Origin of the sequence: Lentzea sokolovensis, from assembly GCF_033949975.1 — a bacterium.
GTDB lineage: Bacteria > Actinomycetota > Actinomycetes > Mycobacteriales > Pseudonocardiaceae > Lentzea > Lentzea sokolovensis.
This window is the reverse complement of record NZ_JAXAVU010000006.1, coordinates 102,949-125,177: the sequence shown is the minus strand read 5'-3', so window position 1 is coordinate 125,177 and position 22,229 is coordinate 102,949. Positions and strand designations below refer to the sequence as shown.

Annotated in this window: 22 protein-coding genes; 8 read left to right on the top strand and 14 right to left on the bottom strand. The window is 68.9% G+C overall.

All coding sequences use genetic code 11. The features are described from left to right. Positions 1 to 4: 4 nt before the first annotated feature. Complete coding sequence (locus SK854_RS11855; protein WP_319975108.1) at positions 5 to 748, bottom strand: MIP/aquaporin family protein; 744 nt, start codon at positions 746 to 748, stop codon at positions 5 to 7. 284 nt (positions 749 to 1,032) lie between these two features. On the opposite strand from SK854_RS11855, the gene SK854_RS11850 reads away from it, so the two are divergent. Beyond that, positions 1,033 to 2,742: a glycerol-3-phosphate dehydrogenase/oxidase gene (locus SK854_RS11850; RefSeq protein WP_319975194.1), complete on the top strand. Its 1,710-nt coding sequence runs from the start codon at positions 1,033 to 1,035 to the stop codon at positions 2,740 to 2,742. Between the two features lie 20 nt (positions 2,743 to 2,762). Further along, entirely contained in the window at positions 2,763 to 4,172 is a 1,410-nt protein-coding gene (locus SK854_RS11845) for an alkaline phosphatase D family protein (protein ID WP_319975107.1), read from the top strand. Here SK854_RS11845 and SK854_RS11840 read toward each other — a convergent pair. The 6 genes from SK854_RS11840 to SK854_RS11815 all read right to left on the bottom strand — a co-directional run bounded on the left by SK854_RS11840 (position 4,169) and on the right by SK854_RS11815 (position 12,050). Then, positions 4,169 to 5,446, bottom strand: coding sequence for a M20 family metallopeptidase (locus SK854_RS11840; RefSeq protein ID WP_319975106.1), 1,278 nt, complete (start codon positions 5,444 to 5,446; stop codon positions 4,169 to 4,171). The genes SK854_RS11845 and SK854_RS11840 overlap by 4 nt on opposite strands. Further along, positions 5,443 to 6,615, bottom strand: coding sequence for a M20 family metallopeptidase (locus SK854_RS11835; protein WP_319975105.1), 1,173 nt, complete (start codon positions 6,613 to 6,615; stop codon positions 5,443 to 5,445). Before SK854_RS11835 ends, SK854_RS11840 begins: the two co-directional genes overlap by 4 nt. Positions 6,616 to 6,819: 204 nt before the next feature. Continuing rightward, the gene (locus tag SK854_RS11830) at positions 6,820 to 7,113 is read right to left on the bottom strand and encodes a hypothetical protein (RefSeq protein WP_319975104.1); all 294 of its coding nucleotides are present in this window, start codon (positions 7,111 to 7,113) and stop codon (positions 6,820 to 6,822) included. A gap of 56 nt (positions 7,114 to 7,169) precedes the next feature. Next, on the bottom strand, positions 7,170 to 8,162 hold the full coding sequence (meaB, locus tag SK854_RS11825) for a methylmalonyl Co-A mutase-associated GTPase MeaB (protein WP_319975103.1): 993 nt from the start codon (positions 8,160 to 8,162) through the stop codon (positions 7,170 to 7,172). After that, positions 8,155 to 10,290 (bottom strand): methylmalonyl-CoA mutase, encoded by a 2,136-nt coding sequence (scpA, locus tag SK854_RS11820; protein WP_319975102.1) that lies wholly within the window; start codon positions 10,288 to 10,290, stop codon positions 8,155 to 8,157. Before scpA ends, meaB begins: the two co-directional genes overlap by 8 nt. After that, positions 10,287 to 12,050 (bottom strand): methylmalonyl-CoA mutase family protein, encoded by a 1,764-nt coding sequence (locus tag SK854_RS11815; RefSeq protein WP_319975101.1) that lies wholly within the window; start codon positions 12,048 to 12,050, stop codon positions 10,287 to 10,289. Before SK854_RS11815 ends, scpA begins: the two co-directional genes overlap by 4 nt. Positions 12,051 to 12,140: 90 nt before the next feature. On the opposite strand from SK854_RS11815, the gene SK854_RS11810 reads away from it, so the two are divergent. Genes SK854_RS11810 through SK854_RS11800 form a run of 3 tightly spaced genes read left to right on the top strand, consistent with a single transcriptional unit; the run spans position 12,141 to position 16,177 of the window. After that, a complete protein-coding gene (locus tag SK854_RS11810) occupies positions 12,141 to 13,778 on the top strand; it encodes a serine/threonine-protein kinase (RefSeq protein WP_319975100.1) in 1,638 nt (545 codons plus the stop codon). Positions 13,779 to 13,787: 9 nt separating this feature from the next. Further along, complete coding sequence (locus SK854_RS11805) at positions 13,788 to 14,579, top strand: purine-nucleoside phosphorylase (protein WP_319975099.1); 792 nt, start codon at positions 13,788 to 13,790, stop codon at positions 14,577 to 14,579. After that, positions 14,576 to 16,177, top strand: a complete 1,602-nt coding sequence (locus SK854_RS11800) for a phospho-sugar mutase (protein ID WP_319975098.1) — start codon at positions 14,576 to 14,578, stop codon at positions 16,175 to 16,177. The genes SK854_RS11805 and SK854_RS11800 overlap by 4 nt, the downstream gene beginning before the upstream one ends. On the opposite strand, the gene SK854_RS11795 is transcribed toward SK854_RS11800, so the two are convergent. Together SK854_RS11795 and SK854_RS11790 are read right to left on the bottom strand one after the other, a co-directional pair. Continuing rightward, on the bottom strand, positions 16,170 to 16,508 hold the full coding sequence (locus tag SK854_RS11795) for a hypothetical protein (protein ID WP_319975097.1): 339 nt from the start codon (positions 16,506 to 16,508) through the stop codon (positions 16,170 to 16,172). The two genes, SK854_RS11800 and SK854_RS11795, sit on opposite strands and share 8 nt — an antisense overlap. 21 nt (positions 16,509 to 16,529) lie before the next feature. Continuing rightward, a complete protein-coding gene (locus tag SK854_RS11790) occupies positions 16,530 to 17,156 on the bottom strand; it encodes a class I SAM-dependent methyltransferase (RefSeq protein WP_319975096.1) in 627 nt (208 codons plus the stop codon). Positions 17,157 to 17,176: 20 nt separating this feature from the next. Between SK854_RS11790 and SK854_RS11785 the strand changes: the two genes are divergently transcribed. Both SK854_RS11785 and SK854_RS11780 read left to right on the top strand, forming a co-directional pair. After that, on the top strand, positions 17,177 to 17,644 hold the full coding sequence (locus SK854_RS11785; RefSeq protein ID WP_319975095.1) for a hypothetical protein: 468 nt from the start codon (positions 17,177 to 17,179) through the stop codon (positions 17,642 to 17,644). Further along, positions 17,644 to 18,096, top strand: coding sequence for a flavodoxin family protein (locus SK854_RS11780; RefSeq protein ID WP_319975094.1), 453 nt, complete (start codon positions 17,644 to 17,646; stop codon positions 18,094 to 18,096). Before SK854_RS11785 ends, SK854_RS11780 begins: the two co-directional genes overlap by 1 nt. Before the next feature lie 70 nt (positions 18,097 to 18,166). On the opposite strand, the gene SK854_RS11775 is transcribed toward SK854_RS11780, so the two are convergent. Genes SK854_RS11775 through SK854_RS11760 form a run of 4 tightly spaced genes read right to left on the bottom strand, consistent with a single transcriptional unit; the run spans position 18,167 to position 20,172 of the window. After that, on the bottom strand, positions 18,167 to 19,087 hold the full coding sequence (locus SK854_RS11775; RefSeq protein WP_319975193.1) for an aldo/keto reductase: 921 nt from the start codon (positions 19,085 to 19,087) through the stop codon (positions 18,167 to 18,169). Between the two features lie 47 nt (positions 19,088 to 19,134). Continuing rightward, complete coding sequence (locus tag SK854_RS11770; protein ID WP_093591660.1) at positions 19,135 to 19,512, bottom strand: MerR family transcriptional regulator; 378 nt, start codon at positions 19,510 to 19,512, stop codon at positions 19,135 to 19,137. Positions 19,513 to 19,546: 34 nt separating this feature from the next. Beyond that, positions 19,547 to 19,933 (bottom strand): type II toxin-antitoxin system death-on-curing family toxin, encoded by a 387-nt coding sequence (locus tag SK854_RS11765; RefSeq protein WP_319975093.1) that lies wholly within the window; start codon positions 19,931 to 19,933, stop codon positions 19,547 to 19,549. A gap of 32 nt (positions 19,934 to 19,965) precedes the next feature. Further along, positions 19,966 to 20,172 (bottom strand): ribbon-helix-helix protein, CopG family, encoded by a 207-nt coding sequence (locus SK854_RS11760; RefSeq protein WP_093591654.1) that lies wholly within the window; start codon positions 20,170 to 20,172, stop codon positions 19,966 to 19,968. A gap of 56 nt (positions 20,173 to 20,228) precedes the next feature. On the opposite strand from SK854_RS11760, the gene SK854_RS11755 reads away from it, so the two are divergent. Further along, entirely contained in the window at positions 20,229 to 20,828 is a 600-nt protein-coding gene (locus SK854_RS11755; RefSeq protein WP_319975092.1) for a TetR/AcrR family transcriptional regulator, read from the top strand. 91 nt (positions 20,829 to 20,919) lie between these two features. On the opposite strand, the gene SK854_RS11750 is transcribed toward SK854_RS11755, so the two are convergent. After that, entirely contained in the window at positions 20,920 to 22,218 is a 1,299-nt protein-coding gene (locus SK854_RS11750) for a glycoside hydrolase family 18 protein (protein ID WP_319975091.1), read from the bottom strand. Positions 22,219 to 22,229: the final 11 nt, after the last annotated feature.

Sequence of the window (22,229 nt, the reverse complement as noted above, 5' to 3'; positions counted from 1 at the left end):
CCTTTCAGACCGGGAGAACCAGGAAGAGCAGCGCGGCGAGCGCGCCACCCACTAGCGGGCCGACGACGGGGACCCACGAATAGCCCCAGTTGGCGTTGCCCTTGTTGTGAATCGGCATCATGAAGGCGTAGGCGATGCGCGGACCGAGGTCGCGCGCCGGGTTGATGGCGTAGCCGGTCGGGCCACCGAGCGACGTGCCGATCACCAGCACGACGAACGCGACACCCGCGTAGCCGAGCGCCGAGTTGCCGAACGTCGGCACGCCGTCCACCGCCACCTTCGCGGCCGGCGACAGCAGGATCCACGCCACGAGAACGAACGTGCCGATGATCTCGGAGACGAGGTTCCACGGCTTGTTCGGCACGGTCGGGCCGGTGGAGAAGATGCCGAGCGTGTTCTGCGGTTCGTCGTGCGTGTCGAACTGCAGCTTGTAGGTGGCCCAGCAGAGCATCGCGCCGATGATCGCGCCGACCATCTGCCCGAGGACGTAAACGGGCACATCGCCCCACGGAGTCTTGTCCGCGATCGCGAGTCCCAGCGTCACCGCCGGGTTGAGGTGCGCCCCGCTCGGGCTGGCGATGCTCGCGCCGGTGAAGACCGCGAAGGCCCAGCCGACGTTGACGAACAGGAATCCCGTGCTGTTTCCGAGGGTGTTCTTGAGCACCTGGTTCGCGACGACACCGGTGCCCAGGAGAATGAGAACCGCCGTCCCCAGCATCTCCCAGACGAAGATCGAGCCTGCGCTCATCGTCGACCTCCACTCGTTTGCGGCCAGGCAGGACGCGCAAACCCGAGGTCAGGGCCGCGCCGCCCGCCTACAACGTGCTCGGACGCTATTACCGACCTGATCAGTTGTCCACGCCAAGTGCGTGCAGTCAGGCCTTTTGCAGGCCACAAGGTTCTGGCCCGCGCGCCCGTGGGCGGACGGCGGTCGCTGAAGGTAGCGTGAGGCGAAGTCGTAGCAGGGAGGCGTCTGTCGTGGCCACGCGCAAGAACGCAGCTGCACCACCGCGAACCCATGCCGAGCCGCCGATCACCGGCCGGCTCGGTCCGGCCGAACGCGAGGAGGCCTGGCAGCGGCTGGGCGCCGAGACGTTCGACGTCGTGGTCGTCGGCGGCGGGGTCGTCGGTGTCGGTGCGGCACTGGACGCCGCCACGCGCGGACTGCGGGTGGCGCTCGTCGAGGCCCGTGACCTGGCGTCGGGCACGTCCAGCCGGTCCTCCAAGCTCTTCCACGGCGGCCTGCGCTACCTGGAGCAGCTGGAGTTCGGCCTGGTGCGCGAGGCACTGCGCGAGCGCGAACTGATGCTGACGCGCATCGCGCCACACCTGGTGAAGCCCGTCGCGTTCCTCTACCCGCTGACCAACCGCGTCTGGGAACGCCCGTACTCGGCGGCCGGCCTGTTCCTGTACGACACGATGGGCGGCGCCCGGTCCGTGCCGGGGCAGAAACACCTCACCCGAGCGGGTGCGCTCCGGCTGGTTCCGGCGTTGAAGCGCGACGCGTTGATCGGCGGCATCCGCTACTACGACGCCCAGGCCGACGACGCCCGGCACACGATGATGGTCGGCCGCACCGCCGCCCACTACGGCGCTGTGGTGCGCACGTCGACCCAGGTAGTCGAGTTCCTGCGCGAGGCGGACCGCGTGTCCGGCGTGCGGGTGCGCGACGTCGAGGACGGGCGCGAGGTCGACGTGCGGGCGCACGCCGTGATCAACGCGACCGGTGTCTGGACCGACGAGCTGCAGCGGCTTTCCGGCTCGCGCGGACGGTTCCGGGTGCGGGCGTCGAAGGGCGTGCACATCGTCGTTCCGCGCGACCGGATCGTCGCCGAGGCCGGGATGATCCTGCGCACCGAGAAGTCCGTGCTGTTCGTCATCCCGTGGCGCAACCACTGGATCGTCGGCACCACGGACACCGACTGGAACCTCGACCTGGCGCACCCCGCGGCCACCAAGCACGACATCGACTACATCCTCGAACACGTCAACTCGGTGCTCGCGACCCCGTTGACGCACGACGACATCGAGGGCGTCTACGCGGGCCTGCGGCCGTTGCTGGCGGGCGAGTCCGACTCGACGTCCAAGCTCTCCCGTGAGCACGCGGTCGCGCGGGTCTCCCCCGGTCTGGTGGCGATCGCCGGCGGCAAGTACACGACGTACCGGGTGATGGGCGCGGACGCCGTCGACGCGGCGCACGTCGACCTGCCGGGCCGGATCCAGCCGTCCATCACGGACAAGGTGCCGCTGGTCGGCGCCGACGGCTACCACGCGCTGGTGAACCAGGCCGATCAACTGGCGGCCAAGCACGGCCTGCACCCGTACCGCGTGCGACACCTGCTGGACCGCTACGGCTCCCTGATCCACGAGGTGCTGTCGCTGGCCGCGGACAACCCCGAGTTGCTCAAGCCGATCCCGGCCTCCCCCGACTACCTGCAGGTGGAGGCGGTGTACGCGGTCTCGCACGAGGGCGCGATGCACCTGGAGGACGTGCTGACGCGGCGCACCCGCATCTCCATCGAGTACGCCCACCGCGGCGTCGACTCGGCGGACGCGGTGGCCAGGCTGGTCGCGCCGATCCTCGGGTGGGACGAGGACGCGATCAAGCGCGAGGTCGAGATCTACAACGCGCGCGTCGAGGCCGAGCGCACGTCCCAGACCAAGCCGGATGACCAGGCCGCGGACGCGGTTCGTGCCTCGGCGCCGGAAGCGCGTCCTCAGTTGACCGAACCCGTGAGCTGATGTTCGGCATGCTGTAGGGCATGACTGGGGTTGGCAGACGAACTTTCCTGATCGGCGCAGCCGTGGCCGGTGCCGCTTCGACCGGTACCGCCCACGCTGCCCCTCCTGTGTTCGAGCACGGTGTCGCATCCGGCGACCCGTTGCCCGATGGTGTCCTCTTGTGGACGCGCGTGGTGACGTCGTCGCCGATCCGGTGGGAGGTCGCTCGTGACGAGGACTTCCACCGGATCGTGAAGCGCGGTGTCACCCGCACTTCCGCCGCGCGCGACCACACGGTGAAGGTCGAGGTCCACGGCCTGCGGGACAACACCCGCTACTGGTACCGGTTCCGCGTCGGCGAGGTCGTGTCGCCGGTCGGCAGGACCAAGACCGGCGGCTGCGGGTCCGAGCTGAACTTCGGCGTCACGTCGTGCGCGAACTGGTCGGCCGGGTACTTCGCCGGCTACGGGTACCTCGCCCGCCAGGACCTCGACGCCGTGATCCACCTGGGCGACTACATCTACGAGAACGTCGACGGCGAGGTCCGCGTGCAGGACCCGCCGCACAAGTGCCTCACGCTCGACGACTACCGGCGCCGGCACGCGAAGTACAAGACCGACCAGCACGTCCAGGCGCTGCACGCGGCGCACGCCATGATCGCGACCTGGGACGATCACGAATCAGCGGACAACTCGTCCAGCATCGGTTCGCCGCAACACGATCCGGCCACCGAAGGTCCGTGGGGCGCACGGCTGGCCGCCGCGACGCAGGCGTACTACGAGTGGATGCCCGTGCGCGAGGGCAGGCTCGACCGGACGTTCCGCTTCGGCGAGCTGGCCACGTTGACCATGCTCGACCTGCGTTCGTACCGCACCGACACCACGATCCTCGGTGCCGCCCAACGGGACTGGCTGATCGACACCCTCACCACCGACCGCGCCCGCTGGCAGCTCGTCGGCAACTCGGTGATGCTCAGCCCGCTGAAGGTCCCGCCGCTGCCGGGGCTCCCGCCGACGAACCCCGACCAGTGGGACGGCTTTCCCGCAGACCGGGAGCTGGTGCTCAGGTCGTTGGGCGAGCGGAAGAACACGGTGTTCCTGACCGGCGACATCCACAGCTCGTGGGCCAACGACGTGCCGCTCGGCGATCAGTCGGTGGCCACCGAGTACGTCGTCACGTCGCTGACGTCGGACAACTTCGACGACCTGCTGAAGGTGCCGCCGCGCACGGTGGCGTTGCAGGTCGAGGCGCAGTTCCTGGCGCTCAACCCGCACGTGCGGTTCGTGGAGCTGGACTCGCACGGCGTCTCGACGCTGCGGGTCACCGCGGACGAGGTGCGGTTCGACTGGCACTACGTGGTGGACAAGAAGAACCCGGACAGCGTTGTGGCGCGTGCGCATTCGTTCCGCACGCGCCACAACACAGCTCGAACTGAAAGGGTAGTTCTCTAGGCGAGAGCAGCCAGCGCGGTGTGCACCATCACGCGGACGCCCACGAGGAGCGCACGCTCGTCGAGGTCGAACGTCGGCTGGTGCAGGTCGCGCTGCTTCTCCTGACCGTTCCACACGCCGAGGCGCGCGAACGAGCCGGGCACGTGCTCCAGGTACCAGCCGAAGTCCTCACCACCGGACGACTGCTCGGTGCCTGCGAGCGCGTCGTCGCCCAGTGCGGCTTCGATGCCGGCGCGCAGGATCTGGGTCGACTCGCGCTCGTTCACCACGGGCGGCACGCCGCGGCGGTGGTGCAGGTCGAAACCGACGCCGGTCGGGGCCAGCAGGCCCGTCACGAGGTCCTTGACCAACGGCTCCAGTTCGGCCCAGATGTCCCGGTCGCCGGTGCGCAGCGTGCCGCGCACCAGACCCTCCTGAGGCACCGCGTTCGGCGCCTCACCCGCGTGCACCGCGCCCCACACCAGGACGGTGCCGGAGCGGGGGTCGACGCGGCGCGACAACATCGTCGGCAGGCCGGTGATGACCGTGCCGAGCGCGTGCACCAGGTCCGCGGTGAGGTGCGGGCGCGAGGTGTGGCCGCCCGGCGACGACAGCCGCAGCTCCAGCAGGTCGGAGGCCGACGTGATGGCGCCGATGCGCGTGCCGATGCGGCCGACCTGCAGACGCGGGTCGCAGTGCAGACCGAAAATTCGCTCCACGCCGTCCAGTCCGCCCGCGGCCAGCACGTCGAGCGCGCCGCCCGGCATGACCTCCTCGGCCGGCTGGAACACCAGCCGGACGCGGCCGGGCAGTTCCGTCGCCGAGGCGAGGGCCAGCGCGGTGCCGAGCAGGACCGTCGTGTGGGCGTCGTGACCGCACGCGTGCGACACACCGTCCACAGTGGACCCGAACGGCAGGCCGGTGTTCTCGTGCAGCGGCAGGGCGTCCATGTCCGCGCGGAGAGCCACGCAGCGGGGGCCGTGGCCGATGTCGCAGATCAGGCCCGTGCCGCCGGGGAGGATGCGCGGCTTGAGGCCGACCTCGCGCAGCAGCTTCGCGACGAGTTCGGTGGTGTTGTACTCGCGCCGGGAGAGCTCGGGGTTGGCGTGGATGTGCCTGCGCCAGGCGACGACGTCGGCGGAGTTCGCCTTCAGCCAGTCGTCGAGCCAGGCGGGGCCACGGCCTTCTCCCAGATCATCCACAGGAGACATGCTCACCCCGGTGGGGTCCACGAGCATCTCGGTGGACGTCTTCACAGTTGAGGAGCCCGAGGGCCGGGAGTCCAGAACCGTCATGCCGCACCTCCGCGGGCCAGCAGCCGTGCTCGCTGCTGGGAATCGGTGGCTGTCGCGATCGTCGTCCAAGCCATGGCTAGTGCTCCGTCGAGGAGCGCACGGTCGGCCGACGCCGAGGCACAGGCGGTCGCGAACTCTAGTTGGTGGTTCACCGCGTCTCCGCAGTCGATTGCGATGGTCGGGTGGATTGCGGGCAACACTCTGGTGACGTTGCCCATGTCGGTGCTCCCGATCTTCTCTCGTTGTTCCTGTTCGGGCGAGAGCGGTCGTCTTCCCAGCTCAGTGGCCGCACGCCGGTAGGCGTCCGCGAGCCACGGATCAGGAGTCAACTCGGCGTAGATCGGTGAGACCTGCACCACCTCGTGGGTGCAACCGGTCGCGAGCGCGCCGGCCGAGAAGCAGTCGCGGATCCGGTTCTCCAGACGCTGCAACGATTCCAGGTTCTCCGCCCTCACATCGAACATCGCTGATGCGCGGGCGGGTATTACGTTCGGCACGGTGCCGCCGTTGGTGACGATCCCGCTCACCATCTGGCCGGGCTCGAAGTGCTGCCGCAGCAGACTGATCGAGATCTGCGCGACGGTCACCGCGTCCGCGGCGTTGATGCCCAGGTGCGGGGCGGCGGCCGCGTGTGACGGCTTGCCCGTGTAGCGCACCTCGAGATCGGTGATGGCGAGCGATTTGGCGGCGCACGACTCGTACGGCGCCGGGTGCACCATCATCGAGAGCGAGACGTCGTCGAACACGCCCCGTTCCAGCATGAGCACCTTGCCGCCACCGACCTCTTCCGCTGGAGTTCCGATCACCTTGATGGTGATACCCAGCTGGTCGGCGATGTCACGCAGAGCGAGCGCGGAGCCGACGGAAGCGGCGGCGATGACGTTGTGCCCGCACGCGTGCCCGACTTCGGGCAAAGCGTCGTATTCGGCACAAAGCCCCAGCACCAGCTCGCCGTCGCCGTACGTCGCGACGAACGCGGTGTCGAGATCCGCGACCCCGCGGTCGACCTTGAAGCCCTCGCGGGCGAGCAGAGAGGTGATCTTCTCGACGCTGCGGTGCTCCTCGAAGGCCAGCTCAGGCTCAGCGTGGATCGAGTGCGACAGGTCCAGCAGCGCGTCCGAGTACCGCTCGACGGTCGAGCGTGTGCTGATCTTCAAGTCGGTACCCATTTGCCACCATCCTGCATCACCACTCATAAGACGCAGCGCGCTGATGATGATCAACCGGACGGCCGGTCGCGGCGCTGCGCCAAGCGGCGAGCGAGTTTCGGTCTGACCGATCAACGATGACGCAGATGGTCGCGAGACACGCTTAATTTTGACTATTACGTCCCAACATGTGGGACGTGGCGTCTCAGCTCTCCGACCGTTCGGCTAGCCCTTCTTGGCAGCCCGTTCCTTGCGCCACTTCGCCCACCGCTTCTTGTTGCGGTAGTAGACCAGCACGAACAGCAGCACGGCGATGCCGCCGATCGTCAGCTTGCGCTTGGTCTCTTCACGGGTCTCAGGCGACGGCGCCTGCGGCGCGTTCACGTCGGGAGCCGGGTTCACGGTCGTCTGCTGCGCAGCCGCCACAGGCGTGTTCGCCGCCTCTTGCGCGGACGCCACTCCGGCGATCCCGAGAACGCTCAACAGCGAGAACACGCAGGCCAGCAGCAACCTCGACATGGCCTGAACTCTACCTCGAATACCACGATCGAAGGTCACCCAAACTAGTTAAGCGCCTACCGTGAGTCCGATTGGAACGCCTTCAAAATCTGCTCGGCCGCCAGGGTGGCGGTGAGCTCTCCGAGGCGGACCTTCTCTTCGAGAGAGGGAGCGAGGGTACGTACAGCGGTGCTCTCGCGCACCTGCCGCCACAGTTCGTCGTGGACCATCATCCAGGTCCATTCGACCTGCTGACGGCGACGGCGTTCGTCCAGTTCCCCGGCCTCTTTCAGGGTCCGCCGGTGTTTCAGCACTCGGGACCACAGCTCGTCGAGGCCGGCCCCGGTGAGACCCGAGCAGGTGAGGACCGGCGGGTGCCACAACGCGTCCGGCGGGCGCAGCAGCTTCAGCGCCCCGGCCAGTTCGCGGGCGGCCTTGCGGGCATCGAGCTCGTGGTCGCCGTCGGCCTTGTTGACCGCGATGACGTCCGCGAGCTCCAGAATGCCCTTCTTGATGCCCTGCAACTGGTCGCCGGTGCGCGCGAGGGTGAGGAACAGCGAGCAGTCCGTCATGTTCGCGACGGCCACCTCGGACTGCCCGACGCCGACGGTCTCGACCAGCACCACGTCGAACCCTGCGGCCTCGACCAGCACGATGGTCTCGCGGGTGGCCTGCGCGACGCCGCCGAGCGTGCCGGAGGTCGGCGAGGGCCTGATGAACGCGTCCTGGTTCACCGACAGCCGCTGCATCCGCGTCTTGTCGCCCAGAATGCTGCCGCCGGTGCGGGTCGAGGACGGGTCGACGGCGAGCACCGCGACCCGGTGCCCCTGCTCGGTCAGCGTGGTGCCGAGGGCGTCGATGAACGTCGACTTGCCCACGCCGGGCACGCCGGTGATGCCGACCCTGATCGCGTCGCCCGACTTCGGCAACAGCTCGATCAGCAGCTCCTGGGCCTTGGCCCGGTGGTCCGCACGCGTCGACTCGACCAGCGTGATGGCCCTGGCCAGCACACCGCGATTGCCGTCGAGGACGCCCTTGGTGTACTCGGCGACATCGATCACCCTAGCCATTGTGGCCAAGCTGAGCTGCGAGTTTCACCAGTAGATCCTTGGCCGCGTCCGCGATCACGGTGCCGGGCGGGAAGATCGCCGCCGCACCCGCCGCGTACAGCTCGTCGAAGTCCTGCGGCGGGATCACGCCACCGACGACGATCATGATGTCCTCGCGGCCGAGCTTCGTCAGCTCCTCTTTGAGCGCCGGGACCAGCGTGAGGTGGCCGGCGGCGAGCGAGGACACGCCGACGATGTGCACGTCGGCCTCGACGGCCTGGCGCGCGACCTCGTCCGGCGTCTGGAACAGCGGGCCGACGTCGACGTCGAAGCCGAGGTCCGCGAACGCCGTGGCGATGACCTTCTGACCGCGGTCGTGCCCGTCCTGGCCCATCTTGGCGACCAGAATGCGCGGCCGGCGGCCTTCCTCCACCGCGAAGGCCTCGACGACCTCGCGGCAGGCGTCCACGTTGGACACCGATCCGACCTCCTGCCGGTAGACACCGGAAATGGTGCGGATCTGGGCGGTGTGCCGCCCCCACACCTTGCCGAGCGACTCGGAGATCTCGCCGACGGTCGCCTTCGCGCGGGCGGCGTTGATCGCCAGCTCCAGCAGGTTGCCGCCGTTGTCCGTCGCCCTCGTCAGCGCGTCGAGCGCACTGTCCACTGCGGACTGGTCGCGTTCTTCCCTGAGCCTGCGCAGCTTTTCGAGCTGCTGCGTGCGCACGCCCGCGTTGTCGACCTTGAGGACCTCGATCTGCTCGTCGGTGCCCACCAGGTACTTGTTGACGCCGATGACGGGTTGCCGTCCGGAGTCGATGCGCGCCTGGGTGCGGGCCGCCGCTTCCTCGATGCGCAGCTTCGGGATGCCCTCGTCGATCGCGCGGGCCATGCCGCCGGCCTTCTCGACCTCGCTGATGTGCTCCCACGCCTTGGCGGCGAGCTCGTTCGTGAGCCGCTCGACGTACGCGCTGCCGCCCCACGGGTCGATCACCCGCGTCGTGCCGGACTCCTGCTGGAGCAGCAGCTGCGTGTTGCGGGCGATGCGCGCGGAGAAGTCCGTGGGCAGCGCCAGCGCCTCGTCGAGTGCGTTGGTGTGCAACGACTGCGTGTGGCCCTGCGTCGCCGCCATCGCCTCGACGCACGTGCGCGCGACGTTGTTGAACACGTCCTGCGCGGTGAGGCTCCACCCGGACGTCTGGCAGTGCGTGCGCAGGCTGAGGGACTTCTGGCTCTTCGGCTGGAAGTCGTTCACGAGCTTCGCCCAGAGCAGACGTGCGGCCCGCATCTTGGCGATCTCCATGAAGTAGTTCATGCCGATCGCCCAGAAGAAGCTCAGCCGCGGCGCGAACGCGTCGACGTCCAGCCCCGCTTCCTTGCCGGCGCGGATGTACTCGACGCCGTCCGCGAGCGTGTACGCCAGCTCCAGGTCGGCGGTCGCCCCGGCCTCCTGCATGTGGTAGCCGGAGATCGAGATGGAGTTGTACTTCGGCATGTGCCGGCTGGTGTAGCTGAAGATGTCGGAGATGATCCGCATCGACGCCGCGGGCGGGTAGATGTAGGTGTTGCGGACCATGAACTCCTTGAGGATGTCGTTCTGGATCGTCCCCATGAGCTGCTCCGGCTTCACCCCCTGCTCCTCCGCCGCCACCACGAACAGCGCGAGAATCGGCAGCACCGCGCCGTTCATCGTCATCGACACGGACATCTTGTCCAGCGGAATGCCGTCGAACAGCGTGCGCATGTCGTAGATCGAGTCGATCGCGACACCGGCCATGCCGACGTCACCGGCCACGCGCGGGTGGTCCGAGTCGTAGCCGCGGTGCGTGGCGAGGTCGAACGCGACGCTCAGGCCCTTCTGGCCGGCCGCGAGGTTGCGGCGGTAGAAGGCGTTCGACTCCTCGGCGGTGGAGAAACCCGCGTACTGGCGGACGGTCCACGGCTGGTTGACGTACATCGTCGGGTACGGGCCGCGGAGGAACGGCGCCACGCCGGGGTAGGTTCGCAGGAAGTCGAGACCGTCCACATCGGACGGCCCGTAGACCGGCTTGACCGCGATGCCCTCCGGCGTCTCCCACGGCGGCAGGTCGGTCTCGTACTTCGCCTGCGGGAGCGGGCCGAGGTCGATGTCCGCGAAGTTGGGGATCATCGCTCCACTCCCAGAAAGCCGTAGGTGTCGTTGAGGATTTCGAGCGCCGGGCATCCCATGTGGACGAAACCGTCGACGATCGCGTCTGTCTTCTTGCCCGCCAGGAGTACCCGCTCGGCTCCGGCCTGACGCAGCGCCTCGACGGTCGGGACGGCCTGGTCGGCGTAGCTGGTGTCACTGCCGCACAGGACGGCGACCTTGGCGCCGGACTCCTTGAACTTCTGGGCCACGTCTTCAGGGGTCCTGGTCGCGCCCGCGTTCGGGGTGGCGAAACCGCCGGCGTTGAAGAGGTTGGCGGCGAAGGTGGCCCTGGCGGTGTGGGCGGCGATCGGGCCGAGGGTGGCCAGGAAGACCTGCGGCCGTTCGGGCTGGGCGTCGGCGAGGTCGCGCAGCTCCTCGAAGGCCTGTGCGTAACGGACCCGCGGCAGCCCGAAATTGTCGGACCTGCCTGAGAAACTTGGGATGGGGGGTGTTTCCCCCCAGGGGGCCTGCGAATCCGGATCGATTCCGAGCGCGGGCTCGCGGACGACCGGCTTCTCGCCGAGGTTCGGGAACTCGCTGACGCCCGTGATCGGGTCGCTGCGATCCGCGAGCCTCGCCGACCGCGCCGCCCAGGTGGCAGCGATGCGCGAGGCCACCAGCGAGCGCGCCTCGTCCAGTCCACCCGCCCGTTCGATCTCCTGGAACCACGCCCAGGCCTCGACGGCCAGCGAGTCGGTCAGCTTCTCCACGTACCAGGACCCGGCCGCGGGGTCGATCACCTCGCCGAGGTGCGACTCCTCCAGCAGCAGGTTCTGCGTGTTGCGCGCGATCCTCCTGGCGAACTCGTCCGGCAGCCCGATCGCCGCGTCGAACGGCTGCACGGTCACCGAGTCGGCGCCGCCGAGTCCCGCGGACAGGCAGGCCACGGTGGTGCGCAGCATGTTCACCCACGGGTCGCGGCGGGTCATCATCGCCGACGACGTCACCGCGTGCTGCACCTGCACGGCGTCGGAAACACCCGACACCTCGGCCACGCGCGCCCACAGCCGCCGGGCGGCGCGCAGCTTGGCGATCGTCATGAACTGGTCGGCCGTCGCGGCGTAGCGGAACTCCAGCTGCGCGAACGCGGCAGACGCGTCGAACCCGGCGGCGGTCAGAGCGCGCAGGTGCGAAACCGCGAGCGCGAGAGAGGCGCCCAGTTCTTCGGAGTCGGAGCCACCTGCGTCGTGGAACGGCAGCGCGTCCACCACGACGGTCCGCAGCCCCGGGAACTGCGAGCGGGCCTGCTTGATGACGTCGAGAGCTTCACCCGATGGCGTCAGCGCCAGGTTGCCGCGCACCTCGTCGGCCAGGATCGGCGCCTGGTCGTAGATCCGCAGCATCGCGCGTGCGGCGTCCACGGAACCATCGAGCACGATCGGCGCGAGGTCGAGGTACACGCCGTCGAGGAGGCCTTCCAGCGACGAGGCCGGCACGGCGAGCCACAGCGAGGTGACGCCGCCCTCCAGGTCGTTCATCAGAGCGACCGGATCGGGCACGGCGTGGCGCTGCCGGATGTCCCAGCCCTGCTTCACCGGAGCGAGCGCGTAGGGCTCCAGGGCGTCGTCGAGGGTGTAGAGCGGCTGGAGTTCGATGCCGTCGTACGTCTTCGTGACCAGGGAGTCGAAGCTCGCGCCGGTCTTGCGGAGCACGGCGTCGACCAGCTCACGCCATTGTTCCCTCGACGCTGAGGGGAACTCGTTCGGGCGGAATTCGGCGGTCAATGCCAACTCCATCATGCGTTGCAGTGTTACCGACCAGTACCGACACGGCTATGTGAGGTTCACCGCCGTTAACGATGCAGTCAGTGTGTCAGGAACAATTAAGGCGTGGACAAAGGTGACCTGAAGCGCCTGATCGCGGATCGATATCGGCTGCTGCACGTGCTCGGTCAGGGCTCGATGGGCACCGTGTGGGCCGCTCACGACGAGGTGCTGGGCAGGCAGGTCGCGGTGAAGGGCATCCTGCAGACCCCCGGCATGCCCGAGGTCGAGGCCGCTCAGCTGCGCGAACGGACCATGCGCGAGGCGCGTGCCGTCGCCGCGTTGTCCCACCCGAACCTCGTCACGCTCTACGACGTCCTGCAGCAGGACGGCGACCCGTACGTGGTGATGGAGCTGGTGCCGTCCCGCAGCCTCGGCGAGGTGCTGCAGGAACAGGGCTGCCTCACCGAGAAGCAGGGCGCGGCGGTGCTGGACGCGGTCGCGGCGGCGCTGGCGTCGGCGCACCGGGCCGGCATCACGCACCGGGACGTGAAGCCAGGCAACGTGCTCATCGCGGACGACGGACGGGTCAAGCTCACGGACTTCGGCATCGCGCGCAACGTCGCCGAGGCCACCATGACCGCGCGTGGCATCACGCTCGGCACTCCCGCGTACATCGCGCCCGAGGTGGCTCAGGGCGGTGACGTGTCGGCGGCCGCGGACAGGTGGTCGCTGGGCGCGACGATGTGGGCCGCGATGGCCGGCGAGCCGCCGTACGTGGGCCGCAACGTCATGCAGACGATCAACGCGGTGATCCACGGCGACGTGCCGGTGCCGGCGGGTGCCGGACGCCTCGCGCCGGTGATCAGCGGGTTGATGCAGAAGGATCCGGCCGAGCGGCTGTCGCTGGTCGACGTGCGCAGGCAGGTCTACCCGCTGCTGCCGGAGCCGGGCACGGACGCGTTCGAGGTCCGCGAGTCGGTGCAGGTGCCGATCATCGTGCGGCCCAAGCCGAAGATCGAGCCGGACGCGCCACTGGCCGACGACCCCGGCCCGTTGCCGTTCATGATCACGAAGCCGATCGCGCCGGAGAAGCGACGCGGGCGCGTGGCCACGACGTTCGTCCTGGCGGCGGCGCTCGTGCTGTTCGTGGCGGGCTCCGGCGGAGGGTTCGCGCTGACCAGGATGGCCGCGGGCGCGCCACTGCTGCCGCCGGCCGAGCAGACGCTGCCCACCCTGCCGACCCTGCCCACGTCGGCGACCCTGCAGCCCCGCACCGTCTCGGCCGTGCTGGCGAACGGCGACCAGGGCGGCAGGTTCACGCTGAACGTCGAGCAGAGCTGGTCGGTCTACACCGAGCAGCGTGCCGCCGACCAGCGGTTCCCGGTCTCGGCGATGGTGCACTTCGTGTCGGGCAGCGGCGCGTACGAGGTGGCGGTGCAGCGGTTCCCCGAGTACTACCCGAAGCGCGACATCGACGCCTACGTGGCCGGGGTGCAGGGACGCTGGCCCGGCAGGTTCTTCGGCGGCGAGACCACCTCGACGGCGGACCTCGCGGGACCGCGCAGCGAGAACAGCGTCCAGTTCGTCTACAAGACGGTCGAGGGTGACGAACCCAACGCGTTGCGCCGGTCGCACTTCTCCCGCCTGCTCCCCTACGGCAACGACCTGTGGGTGGTCGAGGTCGTCGTGCCGACCGAGCAGGAGGACGAGGCGCGCGTGCGGCTGTTCGACGCGATCGCCTCGACGTTCGCACCGGTTTAAGCTCTCGCGGTGACTCCAGAAGAGCTGGCCGGCAAGGCCGCGGAAGAGATCCAGAGCCGCACCGGCAACGCGAAGCACGACATCGCCATCGTGCTCGGATCGGGCTGGCGGCCCGCCGCCGACGTGATCGGCGAACCGGTCACGGAGATCCCGGTGGGCGAGCTGACGGGCTTCGAGGCGCCGACCGCGCTCGGCCACGGCGGCACCATCCGTTCCGTCGAGGTCGGTGACAAGAAGGTCCTCATCGTTCTCGGCCGCACCCACGGCTACGAGGGCAAGGGCGTCCAGAAGGTCGTGCACGGCGTGCGCACCATCGCGGCCGCGGGCGTGTCCACGGTCGTGCTGACCAACGCGGCCGGTGGCCTGCGTCAGGGCATGTCCGTCGGGCAGCCCGTGCTGATCTCCGACCACCTGAATCTGACCGCGGTGTCGCCGCTGGTCGGCGCACGATTCGTGGACCTCACGGACCTGTACTCGCCGCGGCTGCGCAAGGTCGCGCAGGCGATCGACCCGTCGCTGGAGGAGGGCGTGTACGCGGGACTCCCGGGCCCGCACTTCGAGACGCCCGCCGAGATCCGGATGCTCCGCACGATGGGCGCGGACCTGGTCGGCATGTCGACCGTGCACGAGGCGATCGCCGCGCGTGCCGAGGGCGTCGAGGTGTTCGGTCTGTCGCTGGTCACGAACCTCGCGGCGGGCATCACCGGCGAGCCGCTGAACCACCAGGAGGTGCTGGAGGCGGGCGCCGCCGCTGCCCAGCGCATGGGCACGCTGCTGCGTGAGCTGGTGGACCGCGCATGAGCCTGGCGCCGGCACTGCGTGACGCGACGTTCCGGTGGATCGCTGACGACCCGTCGGACGCGACTCGAACCGAGCTGCAGGGCGTGTTGGCACGGGCGATGGGCGGCGACGCCGCTGCGTTGGAGGACCTCCAGGACCGCATGGCCGGTCCGCTGACGTTCGGCACCGCCGGGCTGCGCGGACCGGTGCGGGCGGGCACGAACGGCATGAACGTCGCCACGGTGGTTCGCACGACCGCCGGTCTGGCGTCGTGGCTCGGCACGTCCGGCCTGGTGTTCGTGGGCCGGGACGCACGGCACGGCTCGGAGGACTTCGCCGTGGCCGCCGCCGAGGTGATGGCGGCCGCGGGCTTCGACGTGCGCGTGCTGCCAGGGCCGTTGCCGACGCCTGTGCTGGCGTACCTGGTGCGCGCACATGGTGCGGTGGCGGGCATTCAGATCACCGCGTCGCACAACCCGCCCGCGGACAACGGCTACAAGCTCTACCTGACCGGCGGTTCGCAGATCGTGCCGCCCGCGGACGGCGAGATCGAGAAGGCGATCGAGGCCGTTCCGGCCGCGGTGTCCGTGCCTCGCAACGTCACCTACACCACGGTTTCCGACGCCGACGTGGACGCGTACCTGGAACAGGTGGCGTCACTGCCTCGCGGCAACTCACGTTCGCTGAAGATCGCGCTGACGCCGATGCACGGCGTGGGTGGCGCGTTCGCCGTGGAAGCGTTGCGGCGCGCGGGTTTCACCGACGTGCACGTGGTGCGGTCGCAGGCGGTGCCGGACCCGGACTTCCCGACCGTGGTGTTCCCGAACCCGGAGGAGCCCGGCGCGTCCGACGAGCTGCTTTCCCTTGCGGCGTCGGTGGATGCCGATCTGGCCATCGCGCTGGACCCGGACGCGGACCGGTGCGCGCTCGGCGTCAAGGACGGCGAGACGTGGCGGATGCTGCGCGGCGACGAGACGGGTGTGCTGCTCGGCTCGCTCGTGTTGTCTACCACCGAGTCCACGGATCCGTTGGTGGCGACGACGATCGTGTCGTCCTCGCTGCTGAAGTCGATCGCGGCCGCGCACGGCGCCCGGTACGCGGAGACGTTGACGGGCTTCAAGTGGCTGGCGCGCGCGGGCGAGGGTCTGGTGTTCGCCTACGAGGAAGCGCTCGGCAACTGCGTCGATCCCGTGCACGTCGCGGACAAGGACGGCATCTCGGCCGCCGTCGTCGCCGCTGACCTGGCCGCCGGTCTGAAGGCCTCCGGCCGCACGTTGCTGGACGCGCTGGACCAGCTCGCGACGGACCACGGCCTGCACCTGACCGACCAGGTCTCCCTGCGGTACACCGACTTGAGCCTGATCGGCGCGACGATGGCCCGGCTGCGCGCGAACCCGCCCGCGGACTTCGCGTCCGAGGACCTGCTGCCCGGCGCGGACGTGCTGCGGTGGACGGCTGAAGGTGTGCGCGTGATCGTGCGCCCGTCCGGCACCGAGCCGAAGCTCAAGGCCTACCTGGAGGTCGTGGAACCGGTCACGGACGGACTGGAGTCCGCCCGTGCGTCAGGTAGGGCCCGGTTGGCTGAACTGCGGGAACGGGTGACGGCGCTCGTCAGCTAGACATCAGCGCGATCGTCAGTGCGAGCACGGCGAGTGCGAAACCCCCGCCGGCCACGAAGTAGGCCCTTCTGGTCGGCGGGGACACCGCGTTGCGACGTCCCTCGGTGACCGCCGCGACGGCGATCCGCCCGAAGATGTACGCGATCGCGCAGAGCCCCACGCCGAGTCCGAGCAACATCGTGTTGACGTCCCACGGGCTGTGGTCGAACCCAGGCCACAGCGACGCGAAAAGGGGCCCGATGCCGATCATCCCGATGCTGATCGCAAGGCCGAAACCCCAGGTGATGCGGCGCTGACGAGGGCTGGTGTGCATTAGGGCGGTGGTCTTCATGGTCCCTCCTGTGTACACCCTTCAGGACGTGCTTCCCGTGGCGGGGTTCCGTTTCTGGAGCAACAAGAACGCCTGCGGCCCGCCTTCGTCCACACCCTTCTGACGTTGCAGGCGTGCCACTTCGTTGAACCCGGCTTCGGTCGCGTTGCTCACGGTCTCGTCGATGTCGTGCCAGTGGACGTAGAGGTCCACGTCGTGGCCGTACGCGTGCGTGAGGTGTCCCTTCCGATCACCCAGTTTGAAGGCGTGCAACAGGTACCCGCCAGGCTTGACGACCCGGTGGAACTCCTGCCACGGCACCTCGCTCGCGGGCATGTGGACCGTGGAGTACCAGACGACGGCGCCGCCGAGGCTGTCGTCGTCCAGGTCCAGCTTCGTGATGTCGCCCTGGGTGAACGTGAGGTGTGGGTACAGCTTCCTTGCCTGATCGAGCATGCCGTCGGACAGGTCGATGCCGAACGCGTCGAGGCCGAGTTCGTGCAGGTGCTGCGTGATGCGGCCGGTGCCACAGCCGAGGTCCGCGACCGGATTGCCGGTGAGTTCGGCGAACGCGCGCATGATCGCGGCGTCGAGCGGGCGGCCGTCGTGCGCGTCCGGGATGAGCTGGGCATAGCTGGCGGCAACAATGTCGTAGGAGGCGCGGGTCATGGTCATCTATCTTGCCGCTCATGGACTACACGCGGCGTGATCTCGCGCAGGCGGTGCTCGACGCACACCCGGACTGCAAGAGCGGCCTCGACACCTTCCGCAGCGGGTTCAGCGATGCCATGAAGACGCACCAGGAACGCGTTCGCGACGGCCTGCTGAAAGCCTTCGGCGTCGACCTCGAAGCCCACCCCGCGCTGGCGTTCATGCTCAGCAAGACCGCCAGGACCAACGCCGTGATCACCTCGCCGGGCGACGGCTTCGGCGAGGCGGGCCTGCTCGTGCGGCGGCTGGAGCACACCGGGGTGCTCGACCGCATCGGCGACATCATGAAGCTGAACGAACAGTCGAGGGAGGCCCACCTCGACATCGCCGACGAGCTGATCGGCCTCATGGGCCCTACCGTCGAGAAGGTGACCTCAGCCGACCTGCTGGCGCTCGGCGTCGACGACACCCCGCCGGACAGCTCCGACTACGAGATCGACTACTGATGGCGCGCCTGCTGATCGTCCACCACACGCCGTCGCCCGCCGTCCAGGCGATGTTCGAGGCCGTGGTCGCCGGCGCGTCCACACCCGAGATCGAGGGCGTGGAGGTGGTCAGACGAGCCGCGTTGTCCACAACCGCTGTGGATGTCCTGGAAGCCGACGGCTATCTGCTGGGCACACCCGCGAACCTCGGCTACATGAGCGGTGCGCTGAAGCACTTCTTCGACACCGTCTACTACCCGTGTCTCGACTCCACGCGCGGCAGGCCGTTCGGGCTCTACGTGCACGGCAACAACGACACGACGGGTGCGGTGCGCAGCGTGGAGACGGCCACGACCGGGTTGGGCTGGGAGAAGGCGGCGCAGCACGTGGTCGTCACGGGCGAGCCGTCCAAGGCCGACCTGGAGGCGTGCTGGGAGCTCGGCGCCACCGTCGCGGCCCAGTTGTCCACATGAACCCAGGGTTGTCCACAGCCTCTTGTCCCCAACCTGTGGACAACCCTGGGGATATGTTCGAACGTATGTTCTAGCGGCCGATCGAGCTCATGTCCGGATACCGGTCTCCGGCCACGGCCGAAGCGGGCACAGCGGCCTCGATCGCGGCGAGATCGTCGGCGGACAGCTCCAGCGACGCCGCCGCCACGTTCTCCTCCAGGTACTTGATCCGCTTCGTCCCCGGGATCGGCACGACGTCCTGCCCGCGGTGCTGCACCCACGCCAGCGCCAGCTGACCGGCGGTCACGCCGCGGTCCGCCGCCAGAGCGCGCAGCGCCTCCACCATCTTGAGGTTCACGTCGAGGTTCGAGCCGGTGAACCGCGGCTGCGCGACGCCCCGGAAGTCCCCGGCGCCGAAGTCCGCGGCGGAGGTGAAACGACCGGTCAGCACGCCACGGCCGAGAGGCGAGTACGGCACGATGCCGACGCCGAGCTCACGGGCCGTGGGCACGATCTCGGCCTCGATGTCGCGCGACCACAGCGACCACTCGCTCTGCAGAGCGGTGATCGGGTGCACGGCGTGGGCGCGGCGCAGCGTGTCGGCGCCCGCCTCGGACAGGCCGAGGAACCGCACCTTGCCCTCGGTGACCAGCTCGGCCATCGCGCCGACGGTCTCCTCGATCGGGGTGTCCGCCGGCACTCGGTGCAGGTAGTAGAGGTCGATCGCGTCCACGCCGAGGCGCTTCAACGAACCCTCGACCGACGACCGCACGTACGCGCGGTCGCCACGCACAGCACGGCCCCCGCCCTCTTCGCGGACGATGCCGAACTTCGTGGCCAGCACCACCGAGGAACGACGGTCCGCGATCGCGCGGCCCACCAGTTCCTCGTTCACGTGCGGCCCGTACATGTCGGCCGTGTCGATCAGCGTCACGCCGAGCTCCAGGGCCCGGTGGATCACCGCGATCGACTCCGACTCGTCGCCGGCGCCGTAGAACTCCGACATTCCCATGCAGCCGAGCCCCTGCGGCCCGACCTCCAGCGATCCCACGAAACGGCTCACGCCGTCGCCTCCAAGTCCTGCTCGACCACCGCGTAGTGGTCGATCTTGTAGTCGAGCACCTCCAGGCACGTCTGCAGCTCCGCGATGCGGGCGCGGACGTCACCTCGGTGCTCGACGAGAATCTGCTTGCGGCGGCCTGCCGTCAGGTCGCCGTGGTGTCTGAGCTGCGCGAACTCGCGCATCATGCGGATCGGCATGCCGGTCGTGCGCAGGCGCGTCACGAAGGCCAGCCAGCCGAGGTCCTCCTCCGAGTAGCTGCGACGGCCGCCCGAGTCACGCGCCGGCGGGTCGACGAGCCCGATTCGTTCGTAGTAGCGCAAGGTGTCGATGGACAACCCACTGCGCTGCGCGGCTTGGGCTATCGAGTAACTCACGGGTTCGACGCTAAGACCTGGAGTGCACTCTAGGTCAAGCGGAATCCTTCGGGAGTCCCCACGCTTCGAGATGACCGGCCATCTCCGGGACGTCGATCTTGTCGCGACCCAGGGAGCGGACGAGGTCGAGCGCGTCGTCCTCGTCGGCGTCGATCCAGTAGCCGTTGATGTCGCACATCGTGACGGCGGCGACCCAGGCGAGCCGCCAGTTGCCCTCGACCAGAGGGCGGGTTCGGACGATCGAGTCGAGCAGGGCGGAGGACTTCAGCCACAGCGTGTCGTAGGCCTCCACGCCGAGCACGGTGGCGCGGGGACGGTAGGCCGCCGTGTCCAGCAGGCCGATGTCCCTGACGAGGAGATCGCCACCGGTCACGGCCGTGGCCAGCACTAAGAGGTCCCCGGCGTCGAGGTAGGAGATCACGGCACCCAGTTGATCACAGAGGTCTGACAGATTCAGGAAGAACCGAGCCTATCCAAAAGACTTCTGTACTTCGGCAGGACTCGCCCGAGCACCTCGCCGAGCTTCTCCTCCTGCTGCATGCGCTGGTAACGATCCGCGATCGCCAGCCGCACGACCTCCTGCTTGGAGCGCCCCTCGGACTGCGCCAGTTCAGCGAGCCGCAGGTTCTCCTCCTCGGTCAACCGCAAGGTCATCGCCATGGGGGTGACGGTATCAACCTGATACCACCCAGGCCAGCGGCCGATAGGATTGCGTGATGCCCCGGCCCAAGACCCACGACGACGCTCTGCGACGGCGCCTGCTCGAACGAGCGGGCGAGTTGCTCAGCACCGAGGGCCCCGCCGCGGTGAGCCTGCGCAAGATCGCCACGGACGTCAACACCTCGACGACGGCGGTCTATTCCCTCTTCGGCGGAAAACCAGCGCTGCTCGAGGCGCTCTACGACGAGGCGTTCACCAGGTTCGGCAAGAACCTCGCGGCGGTGCCCGTCACCGGCGATCCCGCGGAGGACCTGCTGCAGATCGGACTCGCATATCGGCGCAGCGCGCTGGAGGACCCGCAGTTCTACTCGGTGCTCTACTCGAAGGTCGTCGAACCGACGAAGGAGATGAGTCGCGCGGCGGGCAGGACGTTCGCGCCGGTGATCAACGCGGTGCGGCGCGCGGTGGAGCAGGGCGTCTACCTCGCGGAGGATCCCGAGCAGATCGCGATGTCGATGTGGGGCGTCGCGCACGGCCTGGTGAGCCTGGAGCTCAACGGGAACCTGCCGTCCGGCATCGACGCGGCCGCCACGTACGAACTGGCGTTGCGCGCGCACGGCAGGGGCTGGCGGGCGGAGACCGGGAAAACACTGTGAACACCACGGAATCCGGGGAGGCGGCCGCCGCGAAACCTCCCCGGACCCGCTGAACTGTCCGGTTAGGACAGTCCGTCTCGGTGGTGCGGCCTTACTTCAGGGCCCCGTCGAGCGCCTTGATCAGTTCGCCGTCGGCGGTGTCGCCGTCGAGCGACCAGATCATCGCGCCGCCGAGCTTGCGGTCGTTGATGTAGCGAGCCTTGCGCTTCATCTCGGTCGCGTCGTCGTAGGTCCACCACGTCTTGCCGTCGTAGATCCACGCGAAGCCGGCCCGCTCGTCGCGGTAGATCTTGTACGCGTTGCCGGGCTCGGAGAGCTTCGCCTTGATGCGGTGGAAGTCCTCGTAACCGGCCTCGTACTTGGCGGGCGCCGGCACACCGGTGCCGAACAGGCCGTTGCGCTTGCCAGGGGCGACGCCGTCCCAGCCGCGGCCGTAGAACGGAACGCCGAGCACGGCCTTCGACCGCGGAGCGCCGCGACGGAGCCACGCGTTGACGGTCACCTCGGAGCTGAACTCGAACTCCGACGGGTCGCCCTTGGGCACCCGCAGCGCGGACTGCTGGTTCGCCGGGGCGTCCCAGGCACCGTGGTAGTCGTAGCCCTGCAACGTGCCGAAGGTGAGGTAGGTGAACACCTTCGCGACCTCGAAGCCGCGGTCCACCTGCGCCGGGTCGGCCGGCAGGAACGCCGTCAGGTCGCGGTTCCAGCCCATCTGCTTGCGGTACTCGGCGAGCAGCTTGGTGAAGTTCTGCTTGTCCTCGGGCCGAATGACGTTCGGCGGGGTCGGGTTGCCCGCGCTCGACGGCCACTCCCAGTCGAGGTCGACGCCGTCGAAGACGCCCTTCGCGGCACCCGCGGGCAGACCGGGCAGGTCACCCTTGATCCACATGTCGGTGCACGACTTGACGTGCGCGGCACGCGACTCGGGCGTCAGCGCGGCGTTGGAGAAGTAGCGCGAGCCCGTCCAGCCGCCCAGCGAGATGTTGATCCTCAGCTTGGGGTACTTGGCCTTGAGCTGCTTGAGCTGGTTCAGGTTGCCCATCAGCGCCTGACCTGCCTCGTCCGCCTTGCCGCTGACGGACTGCTCCGCGGTGTGGGGCATCTGCCAGTCGGCCCACGGGTCGGCGCTGACGCACTTGCCCGCCTCGTCGAGGAAACCGAAGGCGTAGTTGAGGTGCGTGAGCCGCGCGGCGGCCCCGCTGTCCACCAGGTTCTTGACGCGGAAGTTCCGGTCGTACACGCCCCACTGGATGAAGTACCCAACGGTGCGGGTCTTCGAGTAACCGTGGTGCCCATTGGTCTCGACGTCGGCGTTCGCGGGCGCAACGGCCAGCGACGCGGACAGGGCGCCGACCGCGAGAGCGGCGACACCCCATCTCCGTCTGGACATGAGTCTCCTTG